The 6,809-nt window shown below is 37.9% G+C and carries 6 protein-coding genes and 1 riboswitch; of the genes, 2 read left to right on the top strand and 4 right to left on the bottom strand.

Features of this window, described 5'->3' with window-relative positions:
• Positions 1 to 653: IS3 family transposase (locus ACNSTQ_RS06940; RefSeq protein ID WP_418199122.1), on the top strand; the 653-nt coding region annotated here is incomplete at its 5' end.
• A gap of 47 nt (positions 654 to 700) precedes the next feature.
• Here ACNSTQ_RS06940 and ACNSTQ_RS06935 read toward each other — a convergent pair.
• The 3 genes from ACNSTQ_RS06935 to dapD form a co-directional block, all read right to left on the bottom strand.
• A complete protein-coding gene (locus ACNSTQ_RS06935) occupies positions 701 to 1,828 on the bottom strand; it encodes an N-acetyldiaminopimelate deacetylase (protein WP_418199127.1) in 1,128 nt (375 codons plus the stop codon).
• Positions 1,828 to 3,045 (bottom strand): aspartate aminotransferase family protein, encoded by a 1,218-nt coding sequence (locus ACNSTQ_RS06930; RefSeq protein ID WP_418199121.1) that lies wholly within the window; start codon positions 3,043 to 3,045, stop codon positions 1,828 to 1,830. The genes ACNSTQ_RS06935 and ACNSTQ_RS06930 overlap by 1 nt, the downstream gene beginning before the upstream one ends.
• Before the next feature lie 69 nt (positions 3,046 to 3,114).
• A complete protein-coding gene (gene dapD, locus ACNSTQ_RS06925; RefSeq protein WP_418199120.1) occupies positions 3,115 to 3,837 on the bottom strand; it encodes a 2,3,4,5-tetrahydropyridine-2,6-dicarboxylate N-acetyltransferase in 723 nt (240 codons plus the stop codon).
• Positions 3,838 to 4,083: 246 nt separating this feature from the next.
• Here dapD and rraA point away from each other — a divergent pair, with 246 nt between their 5' ends.
• Positions 4,084 to 4,563 (top strand): ribonuclease E activity regulator RraA, encoded by a 480-nt coding sequence (gene rraA / locus ACNSTQ_RS06920; RefSeq protein ID WP_418199119.1) that lies wholly within the window; start codon positions 4,084 to 4,086, stop codon positions 4,561 to 4,563.
• A gap of 161 nt (positions 4,564 to 4,724) precedes the next feature.
• Here the strand turns inward: rraA and aceA are convergent, their stop codons facing one another.
• Positions 4,725 to 6,017: an isocitrate lyase gene (aceA, locus tag ACNSTQ_RS06915; RefSeq protein WP_216828156.1), complete on the bottom strand. Its 1,293-nt coding sequence runs from the start codon at positions 6,015 to 6,017 to the stop codon at positions 4,725 to 4,727.
• A gap of 613 nt (positions 6,018 to 6,630) precedes the next feature.
• Positions 6,631 to 6,733: riboswitch (TPP riboswitch) on the top strand.
• The last annotated feature ends 76 nt before the right edge of the window (positions 6,734 to 6,809 follow it).

Below are 6,809 nucleotides of genomic sequence, written 5' to 3'. Positions count from 1 at the left end.
AGGTTGTCTTCAACTTGAAACGTATTCGGAGAATTATGAAGAAGTACGGCATCATCTGCCCTATTAGAAAAGCAAATCCCTATAGGCGAATGATGAAAGCAACCAAAGAACACAGGGTCCTCCCAAACCTGTTACAACGGAACTTTAAACAAGATATACCTGGAAAGGTTCTTCTTACTGACATTACCTATTTATTCTATGGCAAAGGGAAAAAGGCCTATTTGTCAACCGTTAAAGATGGTTCAACCAACGAACTTTTGGCTTATCACATTTCTGAACGTATGACCTTAGATATCGCAACAGATACACTTCTCAAGCTCAAGAATAACAGGAGAGTAAAGTTAGCTCCAAATGCGTTTATACATTCTGATCAAGGCGTCCATTACACTAGCCCTATATTTCAAAAAATAGTAAAGGGAATGGGGTTACGTCAATCCATGTCTAGACGTGGGAACTGTTGGGATAACGCACCACAAGAATCTTTCTTTGGTCACTTTAAAGATGAGACTTCTATTAAGCCATGCGAAACACTCGATGAATTAAAAAAAGAAATTAAATCTTACATGACATACTATAACCATTTTAGATACCAATGGAATATGAAAAAGATGACCCCTGTTCAATACAGAGATCATCTTCTTAAAACCGCTTAGGCTTTTTTAAAATGTCCTTTACAAAGGGTACACATTAAAGTGAAGATCTAGTTTTCTGATTTATAGTGTAAGTAATCAATTAAGTGTGTGACCGCAACTTCTATAGCCTGTTCATTCGGCTCCAAACGATTATCATGAAGGCCATACGGACTGTTGACTCCAAGCCAAAACATAAATCCAGGAATTTCTTCTAAGAAATAACCAAAGTCTTCACCCGTCATCGCTTCTGTACATTCAATCAAATCGACTTTTGAGTGATTACGCGTAAAGTTCATAAACTCACGAGTTAACTCTTGATCATTATAGACTTGACAATAGTTTGCACCGTAATCGATTGTTGCGCTACATTCAAACCCAGCTTCTATTCCTTTAACAAGTGCTTCAATTCGCTGTTTGACTTTTTGCATCGACTCAATGGAAAGCGTTCGTATCGTTCCTTCAATACGTGCCTTTTCCGCAATAATGTTCTGCTTTGTACCACCTGTGATTTTCCCAATTGTCACGACGGCTGAATCGAGCGGATCCACATTTCGCGAAACGATAGATTGAAGTTGAGTTACTAAATGTGCTCCGGCAACGATCATATCCCTTGTTGTATGTGGATAAGCAGCATGCCCGCCTTGACCTTTTAAATCAATAAATAATTCAGACGTATTTGCAAAAAGCAACCCTTCTCTTGTTGCAATTGTACCTACTGGATACTCTGGAGCAATGTGTAAGGCAACCATTTGATCAGGTCGCCACTTTTTAAAAATATCTGTTGCTAGCATTGGTTGTGCCCCACCTGGACCTTCTTCTGCAGGTTGGAAAATAAATAAAAGGTTATCTTTAGGTTGTGCTTTTGAAAAATGGGTGAGCACTCCTAAAGCAATCGTCATATGAAGATCATGACCACAAGCATGCATCTTCCCAGGATGAGTCGATCGAAACGGATAAGATGTCTCTTCATCCATAGGCAACCCATCGATATCAGCACGATAGCCAATCATCCTTACAGGATCACTCCCTTGAACTTTTACGACGATCCCTGTTTTCCACGTTTTAATTTCTAAGTGCGTCTGCGGAAGTTGATTAATATATTCTAATAGAAAACCTTGTGTTTTCACTTCTTCAAACCCTAACTCTGGAATTTGATGAAGTGCTCTTCTTACCTCAATTAATTTAGAAACATCCATCATTGGTTAAGCTCCTTCTCCTGTACAAGCTCAAATTTTGCTTCTAAAACTTTGATGAATGCATCTATTTCTTTTTCGGTGAGCGTGAGTGGTGGGAGTAGACGAATGATCGTTTGTTGGGTCACATCGACTAAATAGCCTTCTGCCAACAGGTCTCGTTGCAACTTCTTTGCATCTTCAGGAGCAAGGAGTGTTACTATACCAACCATCATTCCTTTACCGCGAATTCTTTCTAATACTTTAGGATTTTTGTCTTTTAATTGATTTAGTTTTTCATGTAAGTATTTTGAACGAGCCACTGATTTCTCCAGCTCACCATCTTCTAGTAAAACCTTGAACACTGTATTACCAAGGGCCGCACTTAATGGTGATGGTGCAAAAGTTGTCCCATGATCACCAGGTTTAAATAGATGACTTAATTCGTTAGAAACGATAATACCTCCAAGCGGTAAGCCACCGCCAATTCCTTTGGCAAATAAAATTAAATCTGGTGAAATCCCTGCGTGCTGATAAGCAAATACTGTTCCTGTACGTCCAATTCCTGTTTGAATTTCATCCATGCAGCAGAGTACACCATATTTTTTTGTCAAACGAGCAACCTCACGTAAATACTCTTCTTCTAATGGTAGAATACCACCTGATCCAAGCACTGGCTCCATGAGTACAGCTGCAGGTTTCTTTGTTTTAATTATTTCTTCAAGCTGTGCAAGATTATGAGGTTCAACTTCATAAACCGGCATATCCGTTACAGGAAAATCTTGATAAACACCCGGTTGTCGAGTTAATTTTAATGCACCCAATGTCCTGCCGTGAAAACTCTTCTCCAGAACGACGACACCACGATTACTTTTCTCTCCATCTTTTGTCCACTTATGAATTAATTTAATCGCAGACTCTGTAGCTTCAGCTCCTGAATTCGTAAAGAAAACTTTTCCGTCAATTGACTGCTCAACTAACGTTTTCGCTAATTGAATAGCTGGTTGATTTAAAAATACGTTTGAAATATGTAAAAACTTTTCACCTTGTTCCTTAATCGTTTTCACAATCTCGGGATGAGAGTGCCCAAGTATATTAACTGCTAAACCGGTAAATAAATCTAGATAGGCTTTTCCATCGGTATCAAAAAGACGGTTTCCTTCTCCTTTTTCAATCGTAATCGGTAAACGGTTATACGTAGACATCATATATTGTTGATCGAGGCTTTGCCAATTCGTCATGAGTGGCCCTCCTTTGTAGATAGAATTGAGGCATCCATCAAGCGAAAGCTCAATGAATGCCATAAGTGATTAATTATCTTCGTTTAAGCGACGTAATTCTTGCTTAATTTCTGTTTTTCCTTTAGTTTTTTCATCAATCTCTTTAATAACACGAGCTGGAGTTCCAGCAACAACAGTATTTGGAGGTACATCTTCAGTAACGATTGCCCCTGCAGCTACTACCGCACCTTTACCAACCGTAACACCTTCAAGAATTACCGCGTTAGCTCCAACGACTACATCATCTTCAACTACAACTGGTTTTGCAGAAGGTGGTTCAATTACACCTGCTAGGACTGAACCTGCACCGATATGGCAGTTCTTCCCTACTGTAGCACGTCCACCCATTACTACGTTCATATCAATCATCGTACCTTCTCCGATAACTGAACCGATGTTAATGCTTGCACCCATCATGATAACTGCGTTGTTACCAATTTCAACTTGGTCACGAATAATTGCACCTGGTTCAATACGAGCTTGGATATTTTTCATGTCAAGTAATGGGATAGCTGAGTTGCGGCGATCATTTTCTACGACATAATCTTCAATTTTTGCTTCATTTTGCTGAATAGCTGCTTCGATTTCTTTCCACTCTCCGAAAAGAACTCCTACATTTCCTGTAATAAATGCTTTTGTGTCAGAACCGAAGTCAATTCCTTCTAACTCACCTTTAATATGTACTTTAACTGGTGTCTTTTTCACACTATTTGAGATAAAAGAGATAATTTCGTTTGCATCCATCATTTTCATAGTTTTAAGCCTCCAATAATTTTCTTTCTTTTTCAATAAGTATGAGAAAAATGTCGTTTTGCGTAATAAACACATGACGATTTTTTCCGATAGTATGATTGTACCAAAAAAGCGATTAGACCTCTATTATAACATCCCACAATAATAAAAAAATTCTCTTCACGTCATAAATTCTTTAGCAAAAAAGCAGGAATTTTAATAGGAAATGACGAATATTTATTCATCAATAGTCTAGGAGGAAAAATAATGCCAATACAAACTGCTGACTTACACGATGCACATGGAGAACAATTACTACTCGCTGAACCAATCTTTCAATTTTGGGGTCAGAAAAAAACATTTGAAGGACCGATTTGTACTGTACGTGTTTTCGAAGACAATGTATTAGTCAAAAAAGCTCTCCAAGAAGTTCCTGAAGGAAGCGTCCTCGTAGTTGACGGGGGCGGGTCAAAGAAATGTGCTTTAATGGGTGATAACCTAGCTGAAATTGCAGTATCACGTAATTTAGCTGGGGTTATAATTAATGGTTGTATTCGCGATTCTGCACAAATTAACGAAATGAATATTGGCGTGTTTGCAATTGGAACGAATCCAATTCGTAGTATCAAAAAAGGGTTGGGTGATACAAACGTACCTGTACAATTTGCAGGAGTAAACTGGGAGCCTAATCAATATGTTTATGCTGATGGCGATGGTATATTAATTGCAGAAAAGAAGGTTGACTAACCTTTCGAAGTTGAGTATGAAAAACGAGCACATGGTATGTGCTCGTTTTTTTAGCGCCTTTAGGTGACAAAAAGTAGGCTGACTACTAAATTGTAGCCAGCCTTTCAAAAATTTATTATTTAAATTGATGAGAGAGTTTTGTTAAAAAAACGCTATAATTCTTATTGCTTTTGGAATTGTGCTTCTTCAGTTGAACCTTTAAGAGCTGTAGTTGAAGAAGTACCACCAGATACAGTTTGAGATACTTGGTCAAAGTAACCAGTACCAACTTCACGTTGGTGACGAGTAGCTGTGTAACCATGCTCTTCAGCAGCAAATTCAGCTTGTTGAAGCTCAGAGTAAGCACCCATACCACGAGTCTTATAGCCACGAGCAAGTTCAAACATGCTGTAGTTAAGAGAGTGGAAACCAGCAAGTGTAACGAATTGGAATTTGTATCCCATTTTACCAAGTTCTTGTTGGTAAGTTTCGATTGTATCTTTGTCAAGGTTAGCTTCCCAGTTGAATGAAGGCGAGCAGTTATATGCAAGCATTTTCCCAGGGAATTTTGCATGAATAGCATCAGCAAATTGCTTCGCTTCTTCAAGACTTGGTTTAGAAGTTTCGCACCAGATAAGGTCAGCATATGGAGCATAAGCAAGACCACGTGCAATTGCTTGGTCGATACCAGCATTTGTACGGAAGAAACCTTCTGGAGTACGCTCACCAGTAATGAATGGAGCATCTAATGGATCGATGTCGCTTGTAATTAAGTCAGCTGCATCAGCATCTGTACGAGCAATTACTAGTGTTGGTACACCAGAAACGTCTGCTGCAAGACGAGCTGATACTAAGTTACGTACAGCTGTTTGTGTAGGGATAAGTACCTTACCACCTAAGTGACCACATTTTTTCTCAGAAGCTAATTGGTCTTCAAAGTGAACACCAGACGCACCAGCTTCAATCATGCCTTTCATAAGTTCAAATACGTTTAGCTGTCCACCAAAACCAGCTTCAGCGTCAGCTACGATTGGTGCGAAATAATCAACTTCGCCTTCGCCTTCCATATGTTGAATTTGATCCGCACGTTGTAAAGAGTTGTTGATACGCTTAACAACTTGTGGTACTGAGTTTGCAGGATATAAACTTTGGTCAGGATACATGTGACCAGCAAGGTTAGCATCAGCAGCTACTTGCCATCCACTTAAGTAGATTGCTTTTAGTCCAGCTTTTACTTGTTGAACCGCTTGACCACCAGTAAGTGCACCAAGTGCATTTACATAAGGCTCTTCATTTACAAGCTTCCATAATTTTTGTGAACCTAAACGTGCTAATGTATGATCAATTTGAACAGAACCGCGTAAACGAACTACTTCTTCAGCTGAATAAGGACGTTCGATACCAGCCCAACGTGGGTCATTATCCCACTGCTCTTGTAATTTCTTAGCTTCTTCTTGAATGTTTACTTTTGCCATAATCTCCATCTCCCTTTTCTTCATTAAATTTTAATTATGATTGAGTTATTATATCTAGTTGACCAATGCTATGTAAGTTTCTGTATAGATTAATTGGTTACTAGTTGATCAAAAATCGTAGATAATAATATTTCTCAATCAATTGACCCCAACTTCTTTACTTCTTTTCTGTATTACTACAGTTTGTTGTTTACACTTTTATAATATAACAGATAAATAGAAAACTCAACCACTTTTTTCACTTTTTTTGATCTTTTATAAATAGTCGTAATATTCAATCTTTTAAACAAATAGTTAAGAATTTAATTTTCCTTAACTTCTTCTATTTCCTTACAATACCATTAACTTCAGACTATTTTCATAAAGTAGCGGAAAAATATTACTCAATTACCGAAGCCCATTCCATAAAAAAATAAAATTCAACTAACTAACATTCCCTTCATACTGGGAATTCTATATTAACTGTTACAAAAAAAGCAAAACTCATTAATCTGTTATGAAACAGGTATTTTCATAACTCTTATTGTTTCAGTACTTTCTGATTTTTCGGTTGAGTTTCTACTGTAAGTGTGTTAATTTTGTACACAGAGTAGCAAATTAAATCTTAATATGAAATATCTACTAGGGGTGCTTTTTATTAGCTGAGACTGGCAAATGCCTAAACCCTTGTACCTGATCTAGATAATACTAGCGGAGGGAAGTGGATAGTCAGGACAGCGAATAAGGCAATGTTAAAACATTTAATTCGTACTGACTATTCAACCACTTCCCTCTCAATCGGAAGTGGTTTTT

This window comes from Alkalihalobacterium sp. APHAB7, assembly GCF_048323755.1.
GTDB lineage: Bacteria > Bacillota > Bacilli > Bacillales > Bacillaceae_F > Alkalihalobacterium.
This window is presented reverse-complemented; position numbering and strand designations above follow the sequence as displayed.

Coding starts and splice junctions, on each gene's coding strand:
- ACNSTQ_RS06935 (WP_418199127.1), bottom strand. CDS start 1,828: ATGGATGTTTCTAAATTAATTGAGGTAAGAAGAGCACTTCATCAAATT.
- ACNSTQ_RS06930 (WP_418199121.1), bottom strand. CDS start 3,045: ATGACGAATTGGCAAAGCCTCGATCAACAATATATGATGTCTACGTAT.
- dapD (WP_418199120.1), bottom strand. CDS start 3,837: ATGAAAATGATGGATGCAAACGAAATTATCTCTTTTATCTCAAATAGT.
- rraA (WP_418199119.1), top strand. CDS start 4,084: ATGCCAATACAAACTGCTGACTTACACGATGCACATGGAGAACAATTA.
- aceA (WP_216828156.1), bottom strand. CDS start 6,017: ATGGCAAAAGTAAACATTCAAGAAGAAGCTAAGAAATTACAAGAGCAG.